Here is a 23,629-nt window from a genome sequence, read left to right as displayed (position 1 = left end):
TTGATATCTTGACAGCCGCGAAGCCCTGCCCGCGCCCCCGCGAACAATGCACGCCCGAAATCACAGGGGACCCCGAACGCCCTCACAGCTCGGCCGCTTACAGGACGCGCACAAAGACTCGCCACGTTCCCCGACCTGAGGCGGTTATGGGAGGATGAGCTTGCACGGGGCTGTCGGGGATGGGGTGTATGGTGTATTAAATACGGAGCTGCTTAGGCGCGAACTAAGGGGGGAGCAGCGAGGATAATATTTGCGACTTCCCCGTCAAAAGATTTCGCGCGTTGCTCAATGTCAGCCAGCAACTGGGCAGTTATGCCCTCATTCGCTTTCAGAATATAACTCGCTAGATGACTCGGTTCGCTCATAGAAATGTTGATGCGCTCATCTTCTTCGCAAATCGCGGTACTCAGTCGCGATACCAAACAGCAAAAACAGAACAGACCCACCTGAACCATAAGCGGATGAAATATTCGATATTGTGCGCTTAGGGTAGGTAATTTTTCAATCTGACCGTTTGCATTCATCGTGGGGCTGTTCAAAAGAAACATAAATTCGAAAACTTCCTCGGACGCGTCAATCATTTGAGTCTGGGATAAATTGACGCCCTCGACGAAATGAGAAGCCTTTTCGATAAAGTGCCGAAGAAAATGAAGATGCGCTGTCCAGCCGGTAATATCTTCGCTCGGTCTGATCGATGGAACCTCCATCGTCCCCCACATCTTCATACTATCTTCGAACCATATCTGTGAAGTTACTGATTTCCCGCGCAATGTCACGAACAGACTTAAAAAGCGTTCGAAGTCATGGATCGATAACGAAGCCCCGGAGGGTAGATCAATCTCGATTTTACTTGCGGTCATGCTCGCAGGATGAAAGATAAAATCTAAAAAAGAATTCTTTATTCGGTAACGAATTAGTTCATGTCTAATCCAAGGAAACGCGGTTGGTGCATAAAAATCGACGGGCATGATGATGTCATCAAAACTCTGCCCTGACAAAATAAGTGTCGCAGAGCACGAAGGCTTCACCTCCAGAGAAATCTCTCCTGGTCCATCCCTCACCCCCGGCAACGGCAGTGTTATTCCAAATCGCTTCGAATTAGGTGCGAAACGGTCAATCGGAACACTGGCTCTTAGTCCCAAAGCGAGATCGATAAGATCATCATCGGATACGCTTTCGTCGAAGGCTAGGCTGCACGACCCCAAACCACCTTCCGCGCCAGAGAAATAAGTCAACCTTCCTTTTTCGGAAGCATAGTGCCCTTTGATGTCGTTTATCGCTCTTAGCATCTGATCGCTTATATTATCGAAAGAAATCTGATGGGACTCGTCGAAATTCACCGGCATCATGGTCAAGTTCAATTTGGTGCGACCGTCTTTCTCCGCTGTGCGTAGCGCACGCACAGTCTGCTCAATCAGCTCAGACCAGAAATGTTTTAAGTACGCTTTGAAAGGCTCCCGTTTACCTTTTTCGTAGACAAAAAGTACGAAAAAACATGGGTCCGGCCTCAGCAAAAAGCGACGGGCGTTGGAGAGCCTTATGCGGGGCGACAGATTTCGATTTTCGGTACTCTTTACTTGCACAAAGGCAGACAGAGGCGGAGGTTGCATATCCAAGGGTAGCGAATTTAAGGATTTCGAAGGAAACTCAACGAGAAAGTCCCAGCCACGCTTATCGGCCTGAACCTTATTGCAGACCAGCCCCGGGGTGTGCACAATAAGTTGGTCGAAGAATCCCTCCCCCAGACTCCCAATATCTCTATTCAAATTGCGCTCCCAACCGATGCTTGCATGCGCCATTGGCACACTGAGAAGGCAATAGCTTCCGGAAATTTGCCAAAGAAAAACGCTTGTTTTAGTAGCTAAAATTCTCGGATAGAAGTTGCATGGAAACGCTATAGCAAAACATTTTTATGCAGATGCAATTCACGATCGCCCGATAGGCAAAATCTGTTCTGATACAAATCTTAAAAGCAACGTGAATTTTACAAAATTGGCTGGGGAACCTGGATTCGAACCAAGATTAACGGAGTCAGAGTCCGTCGTTCTACCGTTGAACTATTCCCCAATAGAGATCCCTGTGGCATGCCTCAGGTCTTCGCCGGTGCGTCGTCATATAAAGGATTCTCTTGGCGATGCAACCCCCTGCCGGCGGGTGTTTTGGCTTAGTGCGCATTTTTATCGGCTGGCGTGGCGAGGCTGTTGTTTCTTCTTGCAAAAACCGCTCTGACGGGATGCGCTTGGGCTGCATCTGGGTGGCGAACGCGATTGCCCCCTGCCCTTGGCGCCGTTAATCTGCCGGCTCCGCACACCCGGATCGAAACCAAAGAAGCAGATGTTTCATGGCCGCCAAGACGACGTTGAATGCGAAGAACCTCGAGGCGCTCGGCGCCGGGCGGCTGTCCGAATTGCTGATCGAGATCAGCATGGGCAACGCGGCGCACAAGCGGCGGCTTCGCCTGGAGCTGGCGGGTGCGCAGAGCACGGCCGAGGTGGCGCGCGAGGTGCGCAAGCGGCTGTCGTCCATCGACCGGGCGAAAACCTACATCGACTGGCGCAAGATCAAGGCCCTTAAGAGCGACCTCGAAACGCAGCGTACGATGATTTCAGGCACCATCGCCGATGGCGATCCTGACGAGGCGATGGACCTTTTGTGGCGCTTTCTCGAGCTAGCCGGTTCAATCTTTGCGCGATGCGACGACAGCAATGGGGTGATCATCGGCAGTTTTCATGCTGCTTGCGTCGATCTCGGCACCATCGCCCCAAGCGCTTCCCACCACAAGAGGCTGCCGGAACAGGTATTTGGCGCGATCAGGCGCAACGAGTATGGCGAATGCGATCCGCTGATCCCGGCGCTTGCACCGGCGTTGGGGCAGACCGGGCTGGCGCAACTCAAGAAGCTTCTGGACGGATGGCAGCAGGAGCAGCTCGAGGTGCCCAAAGACCGCGTCGCCATCGGCTGGGGCATGAGCGGGCCGATTTATGCCGACGAGATCGAGGCCCGCCATCGGGACTCCGCCGTCCGCATCGCGCTGCAGCAGATCGCCGATGCCGAGGGGGACGTCGATGCCTTTGTCCGTCAGCACAGTGAAAAGTCGCAGACCGTGCCTGCCATTGCCGCCGATATTGCCGCGCGGCTGCTTGCGGCCGGGCGGGCGGCGGAAGCGCTAGAGGCGCTCGACAAGGCGCCGCCGACGGGACGCCCCGCGCTGGATATCGAGTGGCAGCATTTGCGCATCGAGACGCTGGAGGCGCTCGACCGCAAGGCGGAGGCGCAAGCTTTTCGCTGGCAGTGTTTCGAGCGGAACCTGAGCGTCGAACACCTGAAGGCGTTCATCAAGCGCCTGCCGGATTTCGACGATATCGAGGCCGAGGAAAAGGCCTTCGCCTATGTGGCCGACTTCGAGGATGTCCATACGGCGCTGATGTTTTACGAGGGATGGCCGGCGCCGGCGGAAGCGGCAAAGCTCGTGCTTGCCCGCGCTGGGGAGATCGACGGCGACCTCTACGAGATCCTGGCCAAAGCTGCCGACTGGCTGCAGGAAAAACAACCGCTGGCGGCCACCATCCTGTTGCGGGCGATGATCGACTTCTCGCTGGAGGGCGGCCGCTCCAGCCGCTATCGCCACGCCGCCCGGCACCTTGCCACCTGCGCAATGCTCGCAAGCCATATCGCCGATTTTGGGGCGTTCCCGGATCATGCTGTCTATGTCGCGGCGCTGAAGCGAAGGCATGGCAAGAAGCATGGTTTCTGGAGCGCTGTCGGGTAAAGCGTAGTTAGCCGGAAGCCGCCTCGCCCGCCGGCAAAGTCTTGGCCAATTGCAGATAAGGAAAAGGCGGGGTTATGGCCCCGCCTTTCGTCGATATCATATCTGGATGGCTTTTAGTGGCTGTCTTTGCCGACCGCATTGCCGCGACAGCCCTTGAGGAAGTCGAGATCGGCGCCGGTATCGGCACCTTCGACATGCTGCTGGTGCAGGAAGGCGTAGCCGGACGTTGGCAAGTCGTGGTTCGGCTGCCATGCGGCCAGCCGCTCTGCCAGTTCCGCCTCGGAAATGTCGAGATGCAGGCGCCGGTTGGGCACGTCCAACTCGATCATATCGCCATTCTTCACGACAGCCAGCGGGCCGCCGACAGCGGCTTCCGGCGATGTGTGAAGCACGACGGTACCGTAGGCAGTGCCGGACATGCGAGCGTCCGAGATGCGGACCATGTCGGTGATGCCCTTTTTCAGCACCTTCGGCGGCAGGCCCATGTTGCCGACCTCGGCCATGCCGGGATATCCCTTCGGGCCGCAGTTCTTCATGACCATGACGCAGGTCTCGTCGATATCGAGCGTGTCGTCGTTGATCTTCGCCTTGTAGTCGTCGATATCCTCGAACACGACAGCCCGACCGCGGTGGACGAGCAGATGCGGCGAAGCAGCGGATGGCTTCAATACCGCGCCCTTGGGAGCCAGGTTGCCGCGCACGACGACGATACCGCCAGACTGGGTCAGCGCCTTGTCGGCCGGCAGGATGACGTCCTCGTTCCAGTTGACAACGTCCTTGACCTCGTTCCAGATCGTCTCGCCCGAGACGGTCAGCGCGTCCTTGTGCAGCAGGCCCGCTTCGCCGAGGCGCTTCAGAACGACAGGCAGACCGCCGGCGTAGAAGAACTCCTCCATGAGGTACTTGCCCGACGGCATCAGGTTGACGATGGTCGGTACGTCGCGGCCGCAACGGTCCCAGTCGTCCAGCGAAAGATCGATACCAACACGACCGGCCATGGCAAGCAGGTGGATGACGGCATTGGTGGAGCCGCCGATGGCCGCATTGGTGCGGATGGCGTTCTCGAAGGCTTCCTTGGTCATGATGTCGGAAGGCTTCAGGTCGTCCTTGACCATCTCGACGATGCGGCGGCCTGTCAGCTGCGCCATCACCTTGCGGCGGCTGTCTACGCCGGGGATCGCGGCGTTGCCCGACAGCGCCATGCCGAGGGCTTCGGCCATCGACGCCATGGTCGAGGCGGTGCCCATGGTGTTGCAGGTTCCGGAAGAACGGCTCATCGACGCTTCTGCCTCGAGGAACTCCTCCTGCGTCATCTCGCCGGCCTTCACCATCTCGGAGAACTTCCAGAGATGGGTGCCCGAGCCGACGCGCTCGCCACGGAAATAGCCGTTCAGCATCGGGCCGCCGGTGACGACGATCGACGGCAGGTCGACGGAAGCGGCTGCCATGATCAGCGACGGCGTTGTCTTGTCGCAGCCGACGAGCAGCACGCAGCCGTCCATCGGCTGGCCACGGATGGTTTCCTCGATCGCCAGTGCAGCGAGGTTGCGGTACATCATCGCGGTCGGGCGGAAGGTGTTTTCGGAAGCCGAGAATACCGGCACTTCCATCGGGAAGCCGCCGGCCTCCCAGACACCGGCCTTGACCTTCTCCGCGAGCTCGCGAAGGTGGCCGTTGCACGGGGTCATGTCCGACCAGGTGTTGAGGATGCCGATGACCGGCCGTCCGTCAAACAGGTCGTGCGGATAGCCCTGGTTCTTCATCCAGCCACGGTGGTAGATCACGTCACGGCTGGTGCCGCCGTACCACTCCTGCGATCTCAACCGGCGCGGCCATTCTGCTTTCTTGTGCATGTCACATCGTCCTTGGGGGCGTTCCGGATCATCCCTCTCGGGCCGGAGCATAAGTCTCTAGAGCTGGCGAACCGTCACGTCTGTTTCCGCGGCTACGGCGAGCGGATTGCGCAGTGGCAGGCCGAAATCCGCAACCTCGATCTCGAAAACATCGCCGGCCTGTGGCTTGATACCGTCCGCAAACGACAGCGTCGCCGTGCCGAACATGTGGACGTGAACGTCGCCGGGGGCGCGGAACAGGCCGTACTTGAAGTGATGATATTCGAGATTGGCGAAGGTGTGCGACATGTTCGCTTCGCCCGACAGGAAAGGCTTTTCGAAAATGACCTTGCCATCGCGGGTGATTTTCGACGTGCCCCTGATATCGTCGGGCGCAGCGCCGATGCGGATTTCCGGGCCGAAACTGGCGGGCCGCAGCTTGGAATGCGCGAGGTAGAGGTAGTTGATCCGCTCCGTCACGTGATCGGAGAATTCGTTCGACAGCGCAAAGCCGATGCGGAACGGCGTGCCGTCTTTGCCGATGACATAGATGCCGGCCATTTCAGGCTCTTCACCGCCGTCGAGCGCGAAAGAGGGCGAGACCAAGGGTGCGCCGGGGGCTGCGGCCTCGTTGCCGTTGCCCTTGTAGAACCACTCGGGCTGGACACCCTTTTCGCCGTTCTTCGGCTTGCCGTTCTCAAGGCCCATGCGGAACATCTTCATGGAATCGGTGAGGGTTTCCTCAGCCTCTTCGGATGTCTTCTTGTGCATGGAATCGCGGGTGGCAGCCGAACCCAGATGGGTAAGGCCCGTGCCTGTCAGGTGCAGGTGGGCAGCGTCCGGATGCGTGATTGGCGGCAGGAACCTGCCTTCGGCATAGGCTTTGTCGAGGTCGACAGTCTCACCCAGCCCATGGGCGGCGATGACTTCGGAGAGTGATTTTCCACCATCGGCAGCCTCGATCGCGAGCGCATAGACGCTGGCGGCACCCTTGACGGCCTTGGCGGTTTCGCCCGGTTCGTTGCGGACGGCGACTGTTATCGCGCCGTCTGCACCTTTGATCTGGGAAATGAGCACGGACCTTGTCCTTCTATCTGGAAGGCGGAAGCGACTAGCCCGCGTGGCACGCCCTTAAGGAAAGAGCCCGCGAAAATCGCTCGCCTGACTGCAAATGGGAACCGATCGCCAGAGGCGATCAGCCCTTGTTCTTGTTGTAGACGTCGAAGAAGACGGCAGCGAGAAGCACCAGTCCCTTGACCATCTGCTGGAAGTCGATGCCGAGACCGACGATCGACATGCCGTTGTTCATGACGCCCATGATGAACGCGCCGATGACAGCACCGGTGATCTTGCCGACGCCGCCGGACGCCGAGGCACCGCCGATGAAGCAGGCCGCGATGACGTCAAGCTCGTTGCCGACGCCGGCCTTCGGCGTTGCCGAATTCAGGCGGGTGGCGACGATCATGCCGGCGAGACCTGCAAGCGCACCCATGTTGACAAATGTGAAGAAGCTCAGGCGCTCGGTGTTGATGCCCGAAAGCTTCGTCGCCTTCTCGTTTCCGCCCATGGCATAGACGCGACGACCGATGGTCGTCTGGCGGGTGATGAAGGCGTAGGCTGCAATCAGGATGACCATGATGATCAGGACGTTCGGCAGGCCCTTGTCGGACGACAGCTGGTAGCCGAGGAACAGCAGGGCGCCGCAGATGATCAGGTTCTGGATGAGGAAGAAGCTCATCGGCTCGACGTCGATGCCGTGGTTCTCGTTGGTCTTCCGGCGACGCCACGCCATGATGAAGAGGAGCAGCGGCATGACGATCGACAGGATGATCGAGGTCGAGTGAAGACCGGAGACGAGCCCGCTGATGTCGATGAAATCGGGGATGAAGCCGGTGCTGATCAGCTGGAAGTCCTTCGGGAAAGGCCCGATGTTCTTGCCGCCGAGGACGAACAACGTCAGGCCGCGGAAGACAAGCATACCGGCCAGCGTGACGATGAACGACGGTATCTTGTGATAGGCGATGAAGTAGCCCTGGGCCGCCCCGATGACACCGCCGACGACCAGGCAAAGCAGGGCCGCAAGGATGAAGTTCATCTGGTATTGCACGGTCAGGATACCGGCGATGGCGCCGACGAAGCCGACGATCGAGCCGACGGAAAGGTCGATATGACCGGCAACGATGACGAGAAGCATGCCCAGCGCCATGATGACGATGAACGAGTTCTGCAGCACGAGGTTCGTCAGGTTGACCGGCTTGAACAGGATACCGCCTGTGTAGAACTGGAAGAACACCATGATCGCCACGAGAACGATCAGCATGCCATATTCACGAATATTGCCGCGGATGTAATCGACGGCGGAAATCACGTGGCTTTCCTCAGCGGCGGGGGGGTTAACAGGAGTCATTATTTCTTCTCCCCAGAGCGCATGATAGCGCGCATGATGGTTTCCTGGCTTGCCTCTTCCTTGGACAATTCAGCGACGATGCGTCCTTCGTTCATGACGTAGATGCGGTCGCAAGTCCCAAGCAGTTCGGGCATTTCCGATGATATCATCAGAACGCCCTTCCCGTCGGCAGCCAGCTGGTTGATGATGCTGTAGATTTCGTATTTAGCGCCGACGTCGATACCACGCGTCGGCTCGTCGAGGATCAGGACTTCAGGATCCGAGAACAGCCACTTGGAAAGGACGACCTTCTGCTGGTTGCCGCCCGAAAGATTGACGGCCTCCTGGAAGATGCCGGAGCTGCGGATGCGCAGCTTGGAGCGGAAGTCGGTGGCGACGTCCGATTCCTTGTGGCTGTCGATGACGGTCGCCTTGGAGATGCCGGCAAGGTTGGCCAGCGAGGTGTTGTGCATGATGCTGTCGTTCAGCACCAGGCCCAGATGCTTGCGGTCTTCCGTCACGTAGGCGAGACCGGCGTCGATCGCCTTGCGCACGGTGCTGACATCGACGGGCTTGCCGTCCATCAGCACTTCGCCGGTAATCTTGTGGCCGTAGGATTTGCCAAAGACGCTCATGGCGAACTCGGTGCGCCCTGCCCCCATCAGGCCGGCAATACCGACCACTTCGCCCCTGCGGACGTTGACATTTATGTCGTGGAGAACCTGGCGGTCGCGGTGGTGCTGGTGGAAGGCGTTCCAGTTCTTGACTTCCAGAACCGTCTCGCCGATCGGCACGGAGCGCGGCGGATAGCGGTCAGCCAGTTCGCGGCCCACCATGTTCTTGATGATGATGTCTTCGCTGATCTCTTCCTCGTGACAGTTCAGCGTCTTCACGGTCATCCCGTCGCGCAGGACGGTGATCTGGTCGGCCACCTTGCGCACTTCGTTGAGCTTGTGCGTGATGATGATCGAGGTGATGCCCTGGTTGCGGAACTCGATCAGGAGATTGAGCAGGGCGTCGGAATCTTTTTCGTTGAGCGAGGCCGTCGGCTCGTCGAGGATCAGCAGCTTCACGCTCTTCGACAGCGCCTTGGCGATTTCGACCAGTTGCTGCTTGCCCACGCCGATGTTGGTCACGAGGGTTTCCGGCGACTCTTTCAATCCAACCTTGTCGAGCAGCTTGCGGGTGCGTGAAAAAGCTTCCTGCCAGCGAATGACACCGTTGGTCGCAACCTCGTTGCCGAGGAAAATGTTTTCGGCGATCGACAGAAGCGGCACCAGTGCCAGCTCCTGGTGAATGATGATGATGCCGATGGCTTCACTGTCCTTGATGACCTTGAAGTTACGTACATCGCCTTCGTATACGATATCGCCATCGTATGTGCCGGCCGGATAGACGCCGGATAGAACTTTCATGAGGGTCGACTTGCCGGCCCCGTTTTCGCCCACCAGTGCGTGGATCTCACCTTGCCGAACCTTGAGGTTCACATTCTCAAGCGCCTTGACGCCCGGGAACGTCTTGGTGATGTCCCGCATCTCTAGGATAATATTGTCCATAATCAAAATCCAACGCCGGGAGTCGTGACTGACGCGACGATCATAAATGCGAAGTCCGGAACCCGCAATCTGCGGGTTCCGGTGGTTTTCATTGCTTACTTAAGCTGTTCAGCCTTGTAGTAGCCGCTGTCGATCAGGACCTTCTGGTAGGTGTCCTTGGTGACGACGACTGGCTTCAGCAGGTAGGAAGGAACGACCTTGACGCCGTTGTCGTAGGTCTTGGTATCGTTGACTTCAGGTGTGCCGCCGGTAGCAACTGCGGTGACCATGGCAACGGTGACCTTGGCGAGGTCGCGGGTGTCCTTGAAGATCGAAGAATACTGTTCGCCAGCAATGATCGACTTGATCGAAGGAATTTCGCAATCCTGGCCGCTGACGATTGGCAGCTTGAGGGTGCCCGAGCCGTAGCCGACGCCCTTGAGCGACGAGATGATGCCGATCGACAGGCCGTCGTAAGGCGACAGGACTGCGTCGACGTGAGCGTCGGTGTAGTAGGCCGACAGGAGGTTATCCATGCGGGCCTGGGCCGTTGCCGGATCCCAACGCAGCGTACCGACCTTGTCCATGCCAACCTGACCGGACTTCACGACGAGCTTGCCGCTGTCGATGTAAGGCTGAAGAACCGACATTGCGCCATCATAGAAGAAGAAGGCGTTGTTGTCGTCCGGCGAACCGCCGAAGAGCTCGATGTTGAACGGGCCCTTGCCGTCCTTGAGGCCGAGGCCGTCAACGATGGTGCCAGCCTGGAGAACGCCGACCTGGAAGTTGTCGAAGGTAGCGTAGTAGTCGACGTTGGCCGAGTCGCGGATCAGGCGGTCATAGGCGATAACCTTGATACCGGCGTCATGGGCCTTCTGCAGAACGTCCGACAGGGTCGTGCCGTCGATCGAAGCGACGACGAGAACCTTGGCACCCTTGGTGACCATGTTCTCGATCTGCGAAAGCTGGTTAGGAATATCGTCGTCAGCATACTGCAGGTCGGTCGTGAAACCAGCAGCCTGAAGCTGCTTGACGATGTTGTTGCCGTCATCGATCCAGCGCGCCGAAGACTTCGTTGGCATAGCGATACCAACCAGACCCTTGTCGGCAGCCATGGCTGGCATGACAAATGTTGCAACACCGAAGGCCGCTGCGGCCATCAATGAGATAATGGATTTCATTGCTCTCTCCCGTTTTTTAAAAATTTGGCGTACGCAAAAGCGCCCACCCCGAAACTGTGGCAGGTTCCGTTGATTGGATATTACTTCAATATCAATACGAAGTACGTCTCCTGCACGATCCCACACGTGTCATGCTGCTCCCAGCACGGCGGCAAACTGGAATCAATTCGTATAACTGTCAAATAGAATAACTGGCGTACAATATGATGATTTTGGTATAATGGTAAAAAGTACTACTTTTTGGCCCCGTAAGCAGGAAAAATGCCACCATGGAGAACATACACAACGATTATTCTCGTGATGGTATAGAAATTCACACAGATAATTTTCGTGACGACAGCCTCCTGCGCAACGGATTGAAGATGAATCATCTGCGGATGATTGTCATGATCGAGGATCACGGACAGATATCCGCCGCAGCCGAATCCATGAATATCTCTCAACCTGCAGCTTCGCGCATGTTGTCGGAGATGGAAGCGATCGCCAAGACATCTCTCTACCAGCGCGTTGCCCGTGGCGTGGAACTGACGCCGTTCGGCCTGGCGCTTGCCAAGCGGGCCCGCAAGATCCTGCTGGAACTGCGGGAGGCCAGCCGCGAGATTGCCGAGTTGCGTACCGGCAAGGGTGGGTCCGTGCATCTCGGTGCGGTGGCAGCTCCGGCCATCAGTCTGGTGGTCCCGGCGATACAGCGGGTGACAGAGGCCTATCCCGGCATCGAAATCAATATCCAGGTCGACAACAGCAACGTTCTCGCCCGCGAATTGCTGGCAGCACGCCACGACTTCATCATCAGCCGCATTCCGGACGAACTGAACCCGCGGCTGTTCACCGCCCACCAGATCGGCATCGAGAAGGCCTGCCTGATTGTACGCAAGGGGCATCCATTGCTCAAAAAGGGCGTCGTCGGGCTTGCGGATCTCACCGGCCAGGACTGGGTGTTCCAGCCGCCGGGTACGCTGCTGCGCCGCAGGCTCGAGGATATCTTCATCTCCGCCGGCGTGGCGTTGCCGGAGAATATCGTCAACACGTCGTCGGTGGTCCTGACCCTTGCCGTCGTCTGCAAGACAGATGCGATTTCGCCGATCGCTCTCGACATGGCCGATTTCATCTGCGGCCAGAGTTCTCACGCAGGCGAGGCCTGCATCCTGCCGATCGATTTCGCCATAGATGTGAAGCCCTACAGCCTCATCACGGCGCGCGAGCGTGCCCTGCCACCCAGCGCCCTGCTGCTCTATGACATGATCCTGCAGGAAAGCCGGCGCGCTGCAATCTGACCGACCAGCCAGACACCACTTTCGCGTCGTAGGCTTTACGGATTGGGAGACATCATGCTGTTTGGACAATCCATATTTCAATCCGTTCTCGACCGTCTCGACGCCGAGGATGAAGAAGCAGTTTTCGCTCAGCCGGCTTCGGCGCACCGAATTCAAGGCCTGAATTCCAGCTTCGCGGCTGATGTGCGGGATGGCGTGTCCGTATCCGAGGCGCGACCTGACCAGGCCTATCTCGACAACCTCGGGCCCGAACGAGAACCGCTCGCGCCTGAGGCGCCGTCCACTGCAACGCAAGACATAGAGCCGGAGGAATGCGCCGCACCGGTGATGCCGGTCCACCTGGCGCGTATCCTGCCGCAGGAGGTTGCTGCGGAACTTGGAATTTCGGCTGCGGACACGCTGCAGACGCTCAACGACAAGCGCCGCAGTTTTGCCAAGGCCAACCATCCCGACAGCGTCAACCCGCTGTTCAAGGAACAGGCGACGACGCGCATGAAAATCGCCAACCTGCTGATCGACGAGGCACTGCGCCGCATCGAGATCCGCGCCAGACTTTTCAAATAGATTAGGCTTTCAGACAGATCAGGCTTCTGGACCTGCATCGTCACGCGGCGGCGGCGGTGCGATTTCTTCCGGCGTGGGCGTATAGTTCAACAGCAGAACCCACGCAGCATAGGCACCTACGGCACCGATGGCCATGCTCCAGATCGGCTCACCGAAGGTTGCCTCGATGATTGCCCACCCAAGGCACAGGGCGACGATGCCGATGCGCACGTAGATTGGGCGGTAGAATCGATGGCTCGGGTCGATCATTTTCATGAGGCTGTTGTCCGCTTGTTTGTTCGGCACCGTCCATAAGCTGAATTTCGCGATTGTGAAACCCCGGGCGCTTGACGACGGCACAGGAAGATGGAATGAAAATTCCAGAATGAGACCAAGACGGTTTATTTGTTCCGAATCTGGGAGGATGGAAAATGACGGTAAGATTTGGCCTGCTCGGCGCCGGCCGTATCGGCAAGGTTCACGCCAAGGCAGTCAGCGCCAACGGTGATGCGAAACTGGTAGCGGTAGCCGATCCCTTTGCGGCCGCAGCCAATGCGATAGCTTCGGCCTATGGCTGCGAGGTTCGCACCATCGACACGATCGAATCGTCAGCAGATATCGACGCAGTGGTCATCTGCACCCCGACAGATACACACGCAGACCTGATCGAACGTTTTGCCCGCGCTGGCAAGGCTGTCTTCTGCGAGAAGCCGATCGACCTCGATACCGCCCGGGTCGAGGCGTGCATCGACGTCGTCGCAAAGACCAAGGGAAAGCTTATGGTCGGCTTCAATCGCCGCTTCGATCCGCATTTCATGGCCGTGCGCAAGGCGATCGACGATGGAAAGATCGGCGACGTCGAGATGGTGACGATCACCTCCCGCGATCCCGGTGCGCCGCCCGTCGACTACATCAAGCGCTCTGGCGGCATTTTTCGCGACATGACCATTCATGATTTCGACATGGCGCGGTTCCTGCTCGGCGAAGAGCCGGTGTCCGTCAGCGCCACGGCCGCAGTGTTGATCGACAAGGCAATTGGCGTCGCCGGAGATTACGACAGCGTGTCGGTGCTGCTGCAGACGGCGTCCGGCAAGCAGGCGATGATCTCGAATTCGCGCCGTGCTACATACGGCTACGACCAGCGCATCGAAATCCACGGCTCGAAGGGTATGGTAGCCGCTGAAAACCAGCGCCCCTTCTCCATCGAGGTCGCCAATGGCGACGGATATACCCGTCCGCCGCTGCATGATTTCTTCATGACGCGCTATACGGAAGCCTATGCCAACGAGATTGCCGCCTTCATCAGCGCCGTCGAGAAAGGCACCGACATCAGCCCGTCCGGCGCCGATGGCCTCGCCGCGCTGAAACTTGCCGACGCGGCAGTGCGCTCGGTCAAGGAAGGCAAATTGATTTCCGTCGCCTGAGATTATCCGCTCAAGCTATCGATCGACGCCGGGCCACTATCCGGCGTCGATATATTGGGGTGCCTACCCCGCCCGATCCTTGATCTCGACATCGGCAATCGCCCGCAATGCAACGATGTCGCCGTCTATCGCATCCAGCGCCCGGCGCAGATGGCCCTCGAAGACCAGCGCCTGTTCGTCTGCCATGATCCTCATTTCCGGCAGGCCTCCCATGCGAACGATCTGCGACTGCCGCAAACCCTCCTCCATACCCTCCTGCAATAGATCGACGTATCGCGTTCCCGGACCCGTCAGCACGATAGGCATCTGCTCGTAAAGGCTGAGCACCCGCGACAGGCCATTGCCGAGCACCAGGCCTGCCTGGTGAAAGGCAAAGCGGTTGCGACGATTTCCCTGCCGGGCGCTGGCTGCGATCTTGTCGAGTTCGGCGACCGGTACGAACTTGGCCGGAATGGTGTCGAGCGGCACGGCAAAGGCATTGCGCAGGATGGCGTAGAAACCCGCATAGGCCTCGATGCAGCCGCGCGACCCGCAGCGACAGAGGCCGCCATTCGGCTCATGCAGCATATGGCCGAAATTAGGTGCCGCGACCTCGCGGTCGCCATTGGCGGTGCGCCTGACGATGCCGAGCCCGATGCTGTGGCCAAGCGACAGGGCTGCCAGCGTCTCGAAACCCCGGCCCTGCTCCTCGCGCTGTCCGGCGGCATCGGCCACCAGCAGCGTCTCGTTACCGAGAATGATCTTCGCCGGCCAATCGTTTCCGAGAACTGCGGCAAAGTCGATCTGTTCCTCCCCGAAGATTGGCGACCAGCGCAGCACCGGCTCAAGACCGTCTACCAGGCCCTTGCTGCTGATCGAGATGACGAGCACGTCCTGCGGCGCAATCTTCGAGCGGGCGACAATTCTGGATAACCCTGCCCTTATGGATTCGACGAATCGGGCAATGCCCGTTCCGTCCTGCGACCGGCCTTCGGAAAATCGATCGAGCAAGGTGCCGGCATAATCCACCAACGAATATTGAACCGCATCCGACGAGATGATGAGCACCACCAGATAGCCGCAGTCGCGGCGCTGGGCAAAGGCCACGCGCGGCCGGCCGCGGCCGCCAGCCAGCTGCTGCTCGGTCTTGACGATGATCTGGGCACGCTCGAGATCGGCGGTGATTGCCGAGATCGTGCCGGACGACAAGGTCGTGTGATCCGAGAGCTCCGTGTGAGCCAGCGGCCCGTGGCGGCGCAGTGCCCTGAGCACCATGACGCTGTTGCGCCGGCGCACCCACTCGGCACTGGACTTGCCTTGCATCAGGTGTCTCTCCCCTCTGCCTGTCCGCGGCGCCTGACGAACCTGCGGTTGGATTTTCGTTACCGACAAAACCCTGTCGTGCAGTGTTGACAGCCTTAAAATTCTCTGACACTTAATTTCTCGACTGTCGAGAAAAAAGGAGTTTTTTCGACAGCACATTCGCGGCGGCCGGGCGGGAGCTCTAGAGGTGCGTGCGGTCGCGCTTCACTCGGGAGGGTATTATGAAAACTTTTGTTAGGCTCGCCGCTGGCGCAGCCCTAGTTTTGACGATGCAGACGACCGCCTTCGCCAAGGATCTCGTCGTCGGCGTTTCCTGGTCGAACTTTCAGGAAGAACGCTGGAAGACCGACGAAGCCGCAATCAAGAAGGCACTGGCCGCAGCGGGCGCCAAGTACATTTCGGCAGATGCCCAGTCTTCTGCTTCCAAGCAGTTGACCGACGTCGAATCGCTGATTTCGCAGGGTGCCACGGCGTTGATCGTGCTTGCCCAGGACAGCGACGCCATCGGCCCGGCAATCGAGAAAGCCGCAGACGAGGGTATTCCAGTGGTCGGCTACGACCGACTCATCGAAAATCCGGCTGCTTTCTACATCACCTTCGACAACAAGGAAGTCGGCCGCATGCAGGCCCGCGACGTGTTGAAGGTCAAGCCTGAAGGCAATTACGTCTTCATCAAGGGCTCTTCTTCCGATCCGAACGCAGACTTCCTGTTTGCAGGCCAGAAGGAAGTCCTCAAGGCTGCCATGGATGCCGGCAAGATCAAGAATGTCGGCGAAGCCTATACCGATGGCTGGCTGCCGCAGAATGCACAGCGCAACATGGAGCAGATCCTGACCGCCAACAACAACAAGGTTGACGCGGTCGTTGCCTCCAACGACGGCACTGCAGGCGGCGCCGTTGCTGCGCTCGACGCACAAGGCCTTGCCGGTTCCGTGCCTGTATCCGGCCAGGATGCCGACAAGGCGGCCCTCAACCGCATCGCGCTCGGCACCCAGACCGTTTCCGTCTGGAAAGACTCCCGCGAACTCGGCAAGCGCGCCGCTGAAATCGCTCTCGATCTCGCCGGGGGCAAGAAAATGACCGAAATCAAGGGCGTCCAGAGCTTCAACGGTGGTCCGAAGCATGTCGAAATGCAGTCGGTCTTCCTGACGCCTGTCGCCATCACCAAGGATAACCTCAACGTCGTCATCGACGCTGGCTGGATTTCCAAGGCCGAAGCCTGCCAGGGCGTCAAGGCCGGTGCCGTTGCTGCCTGCAAGTAACCGCTGACCCAATTGCAAGTGAGGCGCCGCCCGATATCCGGTGCGGCGCCGATCGCCACCGGCGTGGCCATGTCTGCAAGGACGCTATGGCCACTGCCGCAACGCTTGCGTCACTGAGGTCGTCACCGCGCGTGCCGGCACCTATGCCGAGAGATTGTCCATCCATCGGCCGGGGACGCATATTCGAGAACAGCGCCAGACTTATGCCAGTGAAACGCAAAGTGTCGACGGTCTGCGCTCAACAGTGGAGAACGGCAGAGCAATGGCCGACATGACCCAGTCCACAACATCGGGCGGTGCGCGCGCCACGGAGACCAATGCGCTCACGCGCTTCCTGCGTGCCACCGAGATCGATACCCGCATGCTCGGCATGGTCGGCGCCCTGCTGATCATCTGGGTCGGCTTCGACCTCTATACCGGGCACCTGTTCCTAACCCCGCGCAACCTCTGGAACCTCTCTGTCCAGACCTGCGAGATCGCCGTCCTGGCGACCGGCATGGTTCTGGTCATCGTCACCCGCAATATCGACCTTTCCGTCGGCTCCCTGCTCGGCTTCGTCGCCATGATCATGGGTGTCGTCCAGGCAAAATGGCTGCCGACCTATCTCGGCTTTGACAGCCACTGGACATGGGTCATCGCGCTGATATGCGGACTGGCTGCCGGCGCCCTGATCGGGCTCCTGCAGGGTATCATCATCGCCTTCCTCGGCGTTCCCTCGTTCATCGTCACGCTCGGCGGCTTTCTCGCCTGGCGCGGGCTTGCCTGGTATGTCACGTCAGGCCAGACCGTGGCGCCTCTCGATGCCACTTTCCGGATCATGGGCGGCGGCGCGGAAGGCTCCATCGGCGCCACCTGGAGCTGGGTCATCGGCATCGTCGCCTGCCTGATGATCGTCGTCGGCATCGCCGGCTCGCGGCGCCAACGCAAGCGCTTCAACTTTCCCAGGCGCCCCGTCTGGGCCGAATATTTCCTCGCCATCCTCGGCTCGGCCATGGTGCTGGGCACGATCTATGTCTTCACCATCTATTACTGGCCGGTCGGTATCGCCAAGAAATACGCCAACGACCACGGCATCGCCTGGCCTGACGGCGGCCTCGATATCCCCTACGGTATTGCAGTCCCCGTCCTGATTGCCGTCGCCGCCGGGATCATCATGACGTTCATCGCCACGCGGCTACGTTTCGGTCGCTATGTGTTTGCCATCGGCGGCAATCCGGAAGCAGCCGAACTCGCCGGCATCAAGACGCGCTGGGTCACGGTGAAGATATTCACGCTGATGGGCTTTCTCGCCGCCGTCGCCGCCGCGATCTCGACCGCCCGGCTGAATGCCGCCGCCAACTCGCAGGGCACGACCTATGAGCTCTACACCATCGCTGCGGCCGTCATCGGCGGCACGTCGCTCGCCGGCGGTACCGGCACGGTGGCCGGCGCCATGCTCGGCGCCCTCGTCATGCAGTCGCTGCAGTCGGGCATGGGGCTCGCCAATGTCGATACCCCCATCCAGAACGTCGTCGTCGGCGTCGTGCTGGTGATCGCCGTCTGGCTCGACACCGTCTATCGCTCGCGGGCCAAGTAAGAGGAATTCCAGCTATGACGGATCACAACACTCCGCTTGTGGAACTGAAGAACATTTCCATTTCCTTCGGCGGCATACACGCGGTCGACAACGCCTCGATCGATCTCTACCCCGGCGAGGTCGTCGCCCTCCTCGGCCACAACGGCGCCGGCAAGTCGACGCTGATCAAGATCCTGTCCGGCGCCTACAAGCGCGACAGCGGCGACATCCTGATCAACGGCGAGACCGTCGACATCCGCACGCCCCGCGACGCCAAGAAATTCGGCATCGAGACGATCTACCAGACGCTCGCGGTCGCCGACAATGTCGATGCGGCCGCCAATCTCTATCTGGGTCGCGAGTTGCAGACCCGCTGGGGCACGCTCGACGACGTGGCGATGGAGGCCTCGGCGCGCGAGGTGATGGGCCGGCTGAACCCCAACTTCAAGCGCTTCAAGGAACCGGTCAAGGCGCTCTCCGGTGGCCAGCGGCAGTCGGTGGCGATCGCGCGGGCTATCCTCTTCAACGCGCGCATCCTCATCATGGACGAGCCGACGGCGGCCCTTGGCCCGCAAGAGACGGCGCAGGTGGGCGAACTGATCAAGCAACTGAAAAAGGAAGGCATCGGTATCTTCCTCATCAGCCACGACATCCACGATGTCTTCGATCTCGCCGACCGCGTCTCCGTCATGAAGAACGGCCAGGTGGTGGGCCATGCCCGTACAGAGGATGTCACCAAGGACGAGGTGCTCGGCATGATCATCCTCGGCAAGGTGCCGCCCAAGGCCACTCCAGGCCCCGGCGCCATGAAGACGGCGTAATCGCCACGCTTGAAAGCATAAGGCCGCGAACCAAAACTTCGCGGCCTTTTCTTTTGCGGAAAACTGTTGGCGTCGTTGACAGCTTTTCCGCATTTTCCGCATTGATGCCTGACGCGACCTGGGCTATGAACCTGCCATCGGACAGGCGGTAAGCCCCGCCCTCGGCATGCACCCGTAGCTCAGCTGGATAGAGTGTTGGATTCCGATTCCAAAGGTCACAGGTTCGAATCCTGTCGGGTGCGCCATCTCCTAATTTGTCGGTCTCCACCTTGTAAAACAAGCTAACGCCTCATCTCCTGCAGCCTTGGTCTTCCTTTTGCTGCGATATCGAGACGTTGCAATAGTCTTATAGTTGCACGCTTCAAACTTGCGAATCGTTAGTTGCGTGCCCCCGGAATCGCTTGTCCTCACGCACGAGATCGTCCAGATTTTACCGCAGTCGCCCTTAGCTTGATCACCAAGCTTTGCGTGCCTCACAAGGCCGCTTCGGAATATGCGGGCGGAGGCGGCGCGATATCAGTGACCGCAGTTCGCACTGTCGATCATCCGAGTGGCGCCTGACGGATGCGAGATTGATATTCTCCTTGAGCACGATGCGAGCCGGGCATTTTTCTCTGAAGTCGTGGTTTATTGGCATTCGGCGTCCTTCAAGTTCTATCGATTTGGTAGATTATGAAGGCCTCAATCGGTGGACTTTTTGACTGTTGCGTTCCGTCCACCACACTCTTCGCGACGCGCCCGAGCCTGATTTGCATGAAGGAGGATAATGCGATGACTTTTCACAACTCCGACCCTGTCAAATTTGCTTATTGGGTGCCGAATGTCTCGGGTGGGCTGGTGACGTCCGATATCGAACAACGAACGTCCTGGACGATCGATTATAACAGGAAGCTGGCGCAGATCGCGGAAGCGGCGGGCTTTGAATATGGGCTGAGCCAGATCCGCTTCACGGCCGGATACGGCGCGGAATTCCAGCATGAATCCGTGGCATTCAGTCATGCCCTGCTCGCGGCAACGACGACGTTGAAGGTCATTGCAGCATTGCTGCCGGGGCCTTGGAACCCGGCGCTTGCGGCCAAGGAGATCGCCACGATCAACCACCTGACCAACGGTCGCGTCGCGGTCAATGTCGTCAGCGGCTGGTTTCGCGGAGAGTTTCATGCCATCGGCGAGCACTGGCTCGACCACGACGAGCGTTATCGCCGTTCGGAAGAATTCATTCGCGCACTGCGCGGCATCTGGACCGAGGACAAGTTCACTTTCCGCGGCGACTTCTATCGTTTCAACGACTATTCGCTGAAGCCGAAACCACTCGACCCGCAGCCGGAAATCTTTCAGGGCGGTTCGTCTCGGGCAGCGCGCGACATGGCCGCGCGTGTCTCCGACTGGTATTTCACCAACGGCAATACGCCGGAGGAAATCGGCAAGCAGGTCGACGATATCCAGACGAAAGCGACGGCCAATGGCCATTCCGTTCGCGTCGGCGTTAATGCGTTTGCCATCGTCCGCGAGACGGAGGAAGAGGCGAAGGCAGTGCTTGCCGAGATCATCGACAAGGCCAACATCGACGCCGTCAAGGCTTTCGCCCATGAGGTCAAGAATGCCGGCAAGGCCTCCCCCGAGGGCGAGGGCAACTGGGCGAAATCGACGTTCGAGGACCTCGTCCAGTATAATGACGGCTTTCGCTCAAACCTGATCGGTACGCCACGGCAGGTTGCCGAGCGAATCGTCGATCTGAAGCGCGCCGGTGCCGATCTCATCCTGCTGGGTTTTCTGCATTTCCAGGAAGAGGTCGAGTATTTCGGCCGCCATGTGATCCCGCTTGTCCGCGAGATCGAAGCGGCAGCATCCACCACCGCCGTCGCCGCCGAATAGGCAGCGTCAACAAGCGAGATCGACCAGGAAACCGGTGCGGATCTTTAGCGATCCGCACCTGCCAACCCTGCGCCTGCAACTGTCAACGAAGATGTCCGAGTATCCAGCCTTCGACCTGCGTTACGCTATCGCTGTCCGGTGAGCCTTCCGGGCGGCGGCCGGTGACGACTTCGAGCATTCCGAGCAGCCCGACAACCGCATCGAAGCGATCGTCTCCGGAGCCGTCGTCTCCGAAGCCGTCACGCAGGCAGTCGACGATTGCCGTCGTGTCGATATCCTGACGCGCTTTCGCCCACTCCAGAATGCCGGGACCGACGCGCCGTCGATCCTCCCGACGCCTCTTGCTTCCCCACTTTTTCCCAATTCCAAGCATGCTGTATACGTCGGCCGGGTAGGTCTCGCAGATCACCACAGACCTGGAGGAGGTAAGCTCTGCGAGCGTTCCATCGAATGGCCAGATGCCAACTTCGTCGAGCGCCGCCGCAATGATCTCCTGCCATCCCGATATCGCACCCTTGCCAACCTGATTGCCGCCCAGTGTCCAGAATAATGAGCAGCCGGCTGGCCTGTAGGGCGTCGCCCGTTCGCATTCTCGCAACAAGTCATCGCTCCTTAGGATGCCGAGTCCGTCGTAGAGATGGGCTCTCTCCGTTCCGCCTGGCCGCATCGGGTAGAACGGCCGTCGATGGGATATCTGGTGGCGCTGATCGGCGACGTCATACCAATCGGACCAATCGCCCTTCCCGAACTGTGCGATCGCCTCGCGAAACGAGGCAATACCGGCATCTGCGGCGTAGGCTTTCGGAAGCCCAATCGGGAAGTCGAACCCTACCAGCAGCGAGCCGGACTGGTGGGAACGTCCTGCCAGTCTCTGAAACAAGGTGGCGGTATCGCCGACAAGCTCCGGAGCCGCGACAATCCATTTGCCATCCGCCCGAATGGCGGCCGACATCCAGCGCTTTCCGCTGTGCTTGCTCCAGTCGCAATGCGCGCAGACCTCGAGTGCCATGCCATTTATCCTTTTTTGACGTGCTCGCTGGGTATACAGGCGATAGTTTTAGCGCAGAACTTTGATGTTGCGTTTCGCCTGCAAACACCGCTTTATCCGTACCGTATATATTCACACTTCCGTTTCTTTGGAACGCTTTGACGCCGTGCATGTTTTATATGCATCAACGGGAGAATGATGATGAGTGATAACCGCGAAACAGAAATCCAACGCCGCGCACACGCAATCTGGGAACGCAACGGACAGCCGGACGGCGCTCACTCGGAGCACTGGGCTGAAGCAGAGCGCGACTACGACGCTGAGGCCGGAACTGGCGGCAAGGCCGATTCCGAGACCATCGAAGGTGACGATCTCGCCAGCCCGCGCGCCATGCGCGAGGCGGCCCGCGAGCATTCGGACACGTACATGGTCTCAACGGATCTGGAGGACGACGATCAGCGCACCAATGCAAACGGCACCCGCGAACAGCCCTAATTTTGCACAAAGTGCTGAATAAGAGGCGGCCGTTATGAACTATCAGAGCCCGATGCGCCCAGCGCATCGGGCTCTTCTTTTGTCGATACCCAACCGTCGAGAATTCGCCTTTCGTGCATGTTAGGAAGCGAAAAGCTGGAGGATAAGATCGGATGATTCGGAACGAAGATGGAATTGAGCACTCGGAGCTTTCCGGTGAGTTTTCGGAAGGCGGCACCACGGTGCGCGTTGACATATTCCGTGCAGCTGGCACCACGCTCGACTGGAAGATGGAGGTGACCGATGCTGCGGATGGACGAACCATGTGGGAAGAGGGTTTCTCCACCGACCGCGATGCCTTCGATGAATTCCTGGCGACTATAGAGCGCGAGGGAATACGGACTTTCCTTGACGACCAGGACCCGCCGGTCCATTGACGGTCAGCCGAGGAGTGCCCATGAAAAACGTCGACGACCTCATCAGTTCCGCCAAGACCGTCCATGCTCGCTATGCCGCGTCCCGTATGGAGCGCGAAACCGTCCGAGAATGGGTGCTAGGGCTGAGCGAATACCGCGAGCCCTACGCGACAGTGCTGCGGGAGGCGATCGAATGGTTCAAGCCACTCAATCCGACCGGGGATGTGGAAACGCTGAAGGCCAACGACCTGGATCGGCTGAGGGCAATCTTCGAGGTCGTTGACAAGGATGCGGCCAAGCGGCCGTAGATCGGTCTACGCGAATATCAGGAGCCTGTCGCCGGTGGTAAGGCTCAGTAGGCTGGCTCGATGCGGTTGCAGACGGAATTGCCGGCGATCTCGCGCGCTACGTTGACTGCGGCTTCTAGTGCCGTAAGGCTCGGTGCGGAGCCGTCGAGATAGATGACACCTCGATCCTGGGTGACTTCAATACGGGCTCCGTCAAGGCCGGATGCGTAGGCCAAGGCTGAGGAAACTGCTGCACAAAGGCCAGCCATCTGGGCGCCGACAAAACCGCTCGTTGGAAGAATAGACATGAACATGGCGACACGCTCCTTTTTCTATCAGTTGTAACGTATGAACGCCAATTTTGTTCATCGTGCGTTCATATTCACAATTTTGATGTCAGAGCGTCATCGATTGTCATATCGGGCTGCAATGTCTACGCCCGCAAAACCCGTCAGGCGCTATCGCTGGGCGAATAGTCGACCATCAGCACAATCGTGAACCGGACAACGGGCTGGCGGCGGTCATTGGCGACTTCCACGGAGAGGCGACGGCCGTTGCCCTCTGGGATCCCATCGATCGCCATCTCTGCCAGCACGCTCTTAGCCTGGTCGATGGCCGCAGTCAGCGTCGGATATTCGAAGGGCGCGTCACCGGCGGAAAAGCCCTCGTTATCGCTTATGTTGAAATAGAACTTAGCCATCCGCA

General features: G+C 59.0%; 22 protein-coding genes and 2 tRNA genes. 12 read left to right on the top strand and 12 right to left on the bottom strand.

What is annotated here, in order from left to right:
• Window positions 1-212: 212 nt before the first annotated feature.
• The gene (locus PR018_RS06735) at window positions 213-1,766 is read right to left on the bottom strand and encodes a hypothetical protein (protein ID WP_142822698.1); all 1,554 of its coding nucleotides are present in this window, start codon (window positions 1,764-1,766) and stop codon (window positions 213-215) included.
• 227 nt (window positions 1,767-1,993) lie between these two features.
• A tRNA-Gln gene (locus tag PR018_RS06730) sits at window positions 1,994-2,067 on the bottom strand.
• A gap of 274 nt (window positions 2,068-2,341) precedes the next feature.
• On the opposite strand from PR018_RS06730, the gene PR018_RS06725 reads away from it, so the two are divergent.
• Window positions 2,342-3,769 (top strand): DUF6880 family protein, encoded by a 1,428-nt coding sequence (locus PR018_RS06725; protein ID WP_142822697.1) that lies wholly within the window; start codon window positions 2,342-2,344, stop codon window positions 3,767-3,769.
• A gap of 113 nt (window positions 3,770-3,882) precedes the next feature.
• Here PR018_RS06725 and araD read toward each other — a convergent pair whose 3' ends face one another.
• The 5 genes from araD to chvE form a co-directional block, all read right to left on the bottom strand.
• Complete coding sequence (gene araD, locus PR018_RS06720; RefSeq protein ID WP_142822696.1) at window positions 3,883-5,622, bottom strand: L-arabinonate dehydratase; 1,740 nt, start codon at window positions 5,620-5,622, stop codon at window positions 3,883-3,885.
• 57 nt (window positions 5,623-5,679) lie between these two features.
• Window positions 5,680-6,678: an AraD1 family protein gene (gene araD1, locus PR018_RS06715; RefSeq protein WP_142822695.1), complete on the bottom strand. Its 999-nt coding sequence runs from the start codon at window positions 6,676-6,678 to the stop codon at window positions 5,680-5,682.
• A 118-nt stretch (window positions 6,679-6,796) separates the two neighbouring features.
• A complete protein-coding gene (mmsB, locus tag PR018_RS06710) occupies window positions 6,797-8,008 on the bottom strand; it encodes a multiple monosaccharide ABC transporter permease (RefSeq protein ID WP_142822694.1) in 1,212 nt (403 codons plus the stop codon).
• Window positions 8,008-9,543, bottom strand: coding sequence for a multiple monosaccharide ABC transporter ATP-binding protein (mmsA, locus tag PR018_RS06705; RefSeq protein ID WP_142822693.1), 1,536 nt, complete (start codon window positions 9,541-9,543; stop codon window positions 8,008-8,010). Before mmsA ends, mmsB begins: the two co-directional genes overlap by 1 nt.
• Window positions 9,544-9,638: 95 nt before the next feature.
• Complete coding sequence (chvE, locus tag PR018_RS06700; RefSeq protein WP_142822692.1) at window positions 9,639-10,703, bottom strand: multiple monosaccharide ABC transporter substrate-binding protein; 1,065 nt, start codon at window positions 10,701-10,703, stop codon at window positions 9,639-9,641.
• A gap of 269 nt (window positions 10,704-10,972) precedes the next feature.
• Between chvE and PR018_RS06695 the strand changes: the two genes are divergently transcribed.
• Together PR018_RS06695 and PR018_RS06690 are read left to right on the top strand one after the other, a co-directional pair.
• Window positions 10,973-11,977: a LysR family transcriptional regulator gene (locus PR018_RS06695; RefSeq protein ID WP_142822691.1), complete on the top strand. Its 1,005-nt coding sequence runs from the start codon at window positions 10,973-10,975 to the stop codon at window positions 11,975-11,977.
• A 54-nt stretch (window positions 11,978-12,031) separates the two neighbouring features.
• Window positions 12,032-12,541 (top strand): hypothetical protein, encoded by a 510-nt coding sequence (locus tag PR018_RS06690; protein WP_142828839.1) that lies wholly within the window; start codon window positions 12,032-12,034, stop codon window positions 12,539-12,541.
• An 18-nt stretch (window positions 12,542-12,559) separates the two neighbouring features.
• On the opposite strand, the gene PR018_RS06685 is transcribed toward PR018_RS06690, so the two are convergent.
• The gene (locus tag PR018_RS06685) at window positions 12,560-12,796 is read right to left on the bottom strand and encodes a hypothetical protein (protein ID WP_142822689.1); all 237 of its coding nucleotides are present in this window, start codon (window positions 12,794-12,796) and stop codon (window positions 12,560-12,562) included.
• Between the two features lie 155 nt (window positions 12,797-12,951).
• Here PR018_RS06685 and iolG point away from each other — a divergent pair, with 155 nt between their 5' ends.
• On the top strand, window positions 12,952-13,944 hold the full coding sequence (gene iolG, locus PR018_RS06680; RefSeq protein ID WP_142822688.1) for an inositol 2-dehydrogenase: 993 nt from the start codon (window positions 12,952-12,954) through the stop codon (window positions 13,942-13,944).
• A 63-nt stretch (window positions 13,945-14,007) separates the two neighbouring features.
• On the opposite strand, the gene PR018_RS06675 is transcribed toward iolG, so the two are convergent.
• Complete coding sequence (locus PR018_RS06675; protein ID WP_142822687.1) at window positions 14,008-15,246, bottom strand: ROK family protein; 1,239 nt, start codon at window positions 15,244-15,246, stop codon at window positions 14,008-14,010.
• A 221-nt stretch (window positions 15,247-15,467) separates the two neighbouring features.
• Between PR018_RS06675 and xylF the strand changes: the two genes are divergently transcribed.
• From xylF to sfnG, 5 genes are all read left to right on the top strand, one after another.
• The gene (xylF, locus tag PR018_RS06670; RefSeq protein WP_142822686.1) at window positions 15,468-16,508 is read left to right on the top strand and encodes a D-xylose ABC transporter substrate-binding protein; all 1,041 of its coding nucleotides are present in this window, start codon (window positions 15,468-15,470) and stop codon (window positions 16,506-16,508) included.
• Window positions 16,509-16,770: 262 nt separating this feature from the next.
• The gene (locus tag PR018_RS06665) at window positions 16,771-18,084 is read left to right on the top strand and encodes a sugar ABC transporter permease (RefSeq protein ID WP_142822685.1); all 1,314 of its coding nucleotides are present in this window, start codon (window positions 16,771-16,773) and stop codon (window positions 18,082-18,084) included.
• A gap of 14 nt (window positions 18,085-18,098) precedes the next feature.
• Window positions 18,099-18,884: an ATP-binding cassette domain-containing protein gene (locus PR018_RS06660; RefSeq protein WP_142822684.1), complete on the top strand. Its 786-nt coding sequence runs from the start codon at window positions 18,099-18,101 to the stop codon at window positions 18,882-18,884.
• A 168-nt stretch (window positions 18,885-19,052) separates the two neighbouring features.
• A tRNA-Arg gene (locus PR018_RS06655) sits at window positions 19,053-19,129 on the top strand.
• A gap of 526 nt (window positions 19,130-19,655) precedes the next feature.
• On the top strand, window positions 19,656-20,759 hold the full coding sequence (sfnG, locus tag PR018_RS06650) for a dimethylsulfone monooxygenase SfnG (protein WP_142822683.1): 1,104 nt from the start codon (window positions 19,656-19,658) through the stop codon (window positions 20,757-20,759).
• Window positions 20,760-20,841: 82 nt separating this feature from the next.
• Here sfnG and PR018_RS06645 read toward each other — a convergent pair whose 3' ends face one another.
• Complete coding sequence (locus PR018_RS06645; RefSeq protein WP_142822682.1) at window positions 20,842-21,768, bottom strand: DUF429 domain-containing protein; 927 nt, start codon at window positions 21,766-21,768, stop codon at window positions 20,842-20,844.
• A gap of 180 nt (window positions 21,769-21,948) precedes the next feature.
• Between PR018_RS06645 and PR018_RS06640 the strand changes: the two genes are divergently transcribed.
• The 3 genes from PR018_RS06640 to PR018_RS06630 all read left to right on the top strand — a co-directional run bounded on the left by PR018_RS06640 (window position 21,949) and on the right by PR018_RS06630 (window position 22,945).
• A complete protein-coding gene (locus PR018_RS06640; RefSeq protein WP_142822681.1) occupies window positions 21,949-22,242 on the top strand; it encodes a DUF2934 domain-containing protein in 294 nt (97 codons plus the stop codon).
• A 152-nt stretch (window positions 22,243-22,394) separates the two neighbouring features.
• Window positions 22,395-22,658 carry a hypothetical protein gene (locus PR018_RS06635; protein ID WP_142822680.1) on the top strand — a complete coding sequence of 88 codons (264 nt, stop codon included), beginning with the start codon at window positions 22,395-22,397 and terminating at the stop codon, window positions 22,656-22,658.
• A gap of 20 nt (window positions 22,659-22,678) precedes the next feature.
• Window positions 22,679-22,945: a hypothetical protein gene (locus PR018_RS06630; RefSeq protein ID WP_142822679.1), complete on the top strand. Its 267-nt coding sequence runs from the start codon at window positions 22,679-22,681 to the stop codon at window positions 22,943-22,945.
• Between the two features lie 44 nt (window positions 22,946-22,989).
• Here PR018_RS06630 and PR018_RS06625 read toward each other — a convergent pair whose 3' ends face one another.
• Window positions 22,990-23,238 (bottom strand): BON domain-containing protein, encoded by a 249-nt coding sequence (locus tag PR018_RS06625; RefSeq protein WP_142822678.1) that lies wholly within the window; start codon window positions 23,236-23,238, stop codon window positions 22,990-22,992.
• Window positions 23,239-23,375: 137 nt separating this feature from the next.
• A complete protein-coding gene (locus PR018_RS06620; protein ID WP_111215685.1) occupies window positions 23,376-23,624 on the bottom strand; it encodes a DUF6894 family protein in 249 nt (82 codons plus the stop codon).
• Window positions 23,625-23,629: the final 5 nt, after the last annotated feature.

It is taken from the genome of Rhizobium rhododendri (assembly GCF_007000325.2).
Lineage (GTDB): Bacteria > Pseudomonadota > Alphaproteobacteria > Rhizobiales > Rhizobiaceae > Rhizobium > Rhizobium rhododendri.
Note: the sequence above shows the minus strand (reverse complement) of the source record. Positions and strands in the feature narration are given on the sequence as shown.

Bases quoted from the DNA above. Each gene is read 5' to 3' on its own strand.
- PR018_RS06725 (WP_142822697.1), top strand. From the start codon at position 2,342: ATGGCCGCCAAGACGACGTTGAATGCGAAGAACCTCGAGGCGCTCGGC.
- araD (WP_142822696.1), bottom strand. From the start codon at position 5,622: ATGCACAAGAAAGCAGAATGGCCGCGCCGGTTGAGATCGCAGGAGTGG.
- mmsB (WP_142822694.1), bottom strand. From the start codon at position 8,008: ATGACTCCTGTTAACCCCCCCGCCGCTGAGGAAAGCCACGTGATTTCC.
- mmsA (WP_142822693.1), bottom strand. From the start codon at position 9,543: ATGGACAATATTATCCTAGAGATGCGGGACATCACCAAGACGTTCCCG.
- chvE (WP_142822692.1), bottom strand. From the start codon at position 10,703: ATGAAATCCATTATCTCATTGATGGCCGCAGCGGCCTTCGGTGTTGCA.
- PR018_RS06695 (WP_142822691.1), top strand. From the start codon at position 10,973: ATGGAGAACATACACAACGATTATTCTCGTGATGGTATAGAAATTCAC.
- PR018_RS06690 (WP_142828839.1), top strand. From the start codon at position 12,032: ATGCTGTTTGGACAATCCATATTTCAATCCGTTCTCGACCGTCTCGAC.
- PR018_RS06685 (WP_142822689.1), bottom strand. From the start codon at position 12,796: ATGAAAATGATCGACCCGAGCCATCGATTCTACCGCCCAATCTACGTG.
- iolG (WP_142822688.1), top strand. From the start codon at position 12,952: ATGACGGTAAGATTTGGCCTGCTCGGCGCCGGCCGTATCGGCAAGGTT.
- PR018_RS06675 (WP_142822687.1), bottom strand. From the start codon at position 15,246: ATGCAAGGCAAGTCCAGTGCCGAGTGGGTGCGCCGGCGCAACAGCGTC.
- xylF (WP_142822686.1), top strand. From the start codon at position 15,468: ATGAAAACTTTTGTTAGGCTCGCCGCTGGCGCAGCCCTAGTTTTGACG.
- PR018_RS06665 (WP_142822685.1), top strand. From the start codon at position 16,771: ATGGCCGACATGACCCAGTCCACAACATCGGGCGGTGCGCGCGCCACG.
- PR018_RS06660 (WP_142822684.1), top strand. From the start codon at position 18,099: ATGACGGATCACAACACTCCGCTTGTGGAACTGAAGAACATTTCCATT.
- sfnG (WP_142822683.1), top strand. From the start codon at position 19,656: ATGACTTTTCACAACTCCGACCCTGTCAAATTTGCTTATTGGGTGCCG.
- PR018_RS06645 (WP_142822682.1), bottom strand. From the start codon at position 21,768: ATGGCACTCGAGGTCTGCGCGCATTGCGACTGGAGCAAGCACAGCGGA.
- PR018_RS06640 (WP_142822681.1), top strand. From the start codon at position 21,949: ATGAGTGATAACCGCGAAACAGAAATCCAACGCCGCGCACACGCAATC.
- PR018_RS06635 (WP_142822680.1), top strand. From the start codon at position 22,395: ATGATTCGGAACGAAGATGGAATTGAGCACTCGGAGCTTTCCGGTGAG.
- PR018_RS06630 (WP_142822679.1), top strand. From the start codon at position 22,679: ATGAAAAACGTCGACGACCTCATCAGTTCCGCCAAGACCGTCCATGCT.
- PR018_RS06625 (WP_142822678.1), bottom strand. From the start codon at position 23,238: ATGTTCATGTCTATTCTTCCAACGAGCGGTTTTGTCGGCGCCCAGATG.
- PR018_RS06620 (WP_111215685.1), bottom strand. From the start codon at position 23,624: ATGGCTAAGTTCTATTTCAACATAAGCGATAACGAGGGCTTTTCCGCC.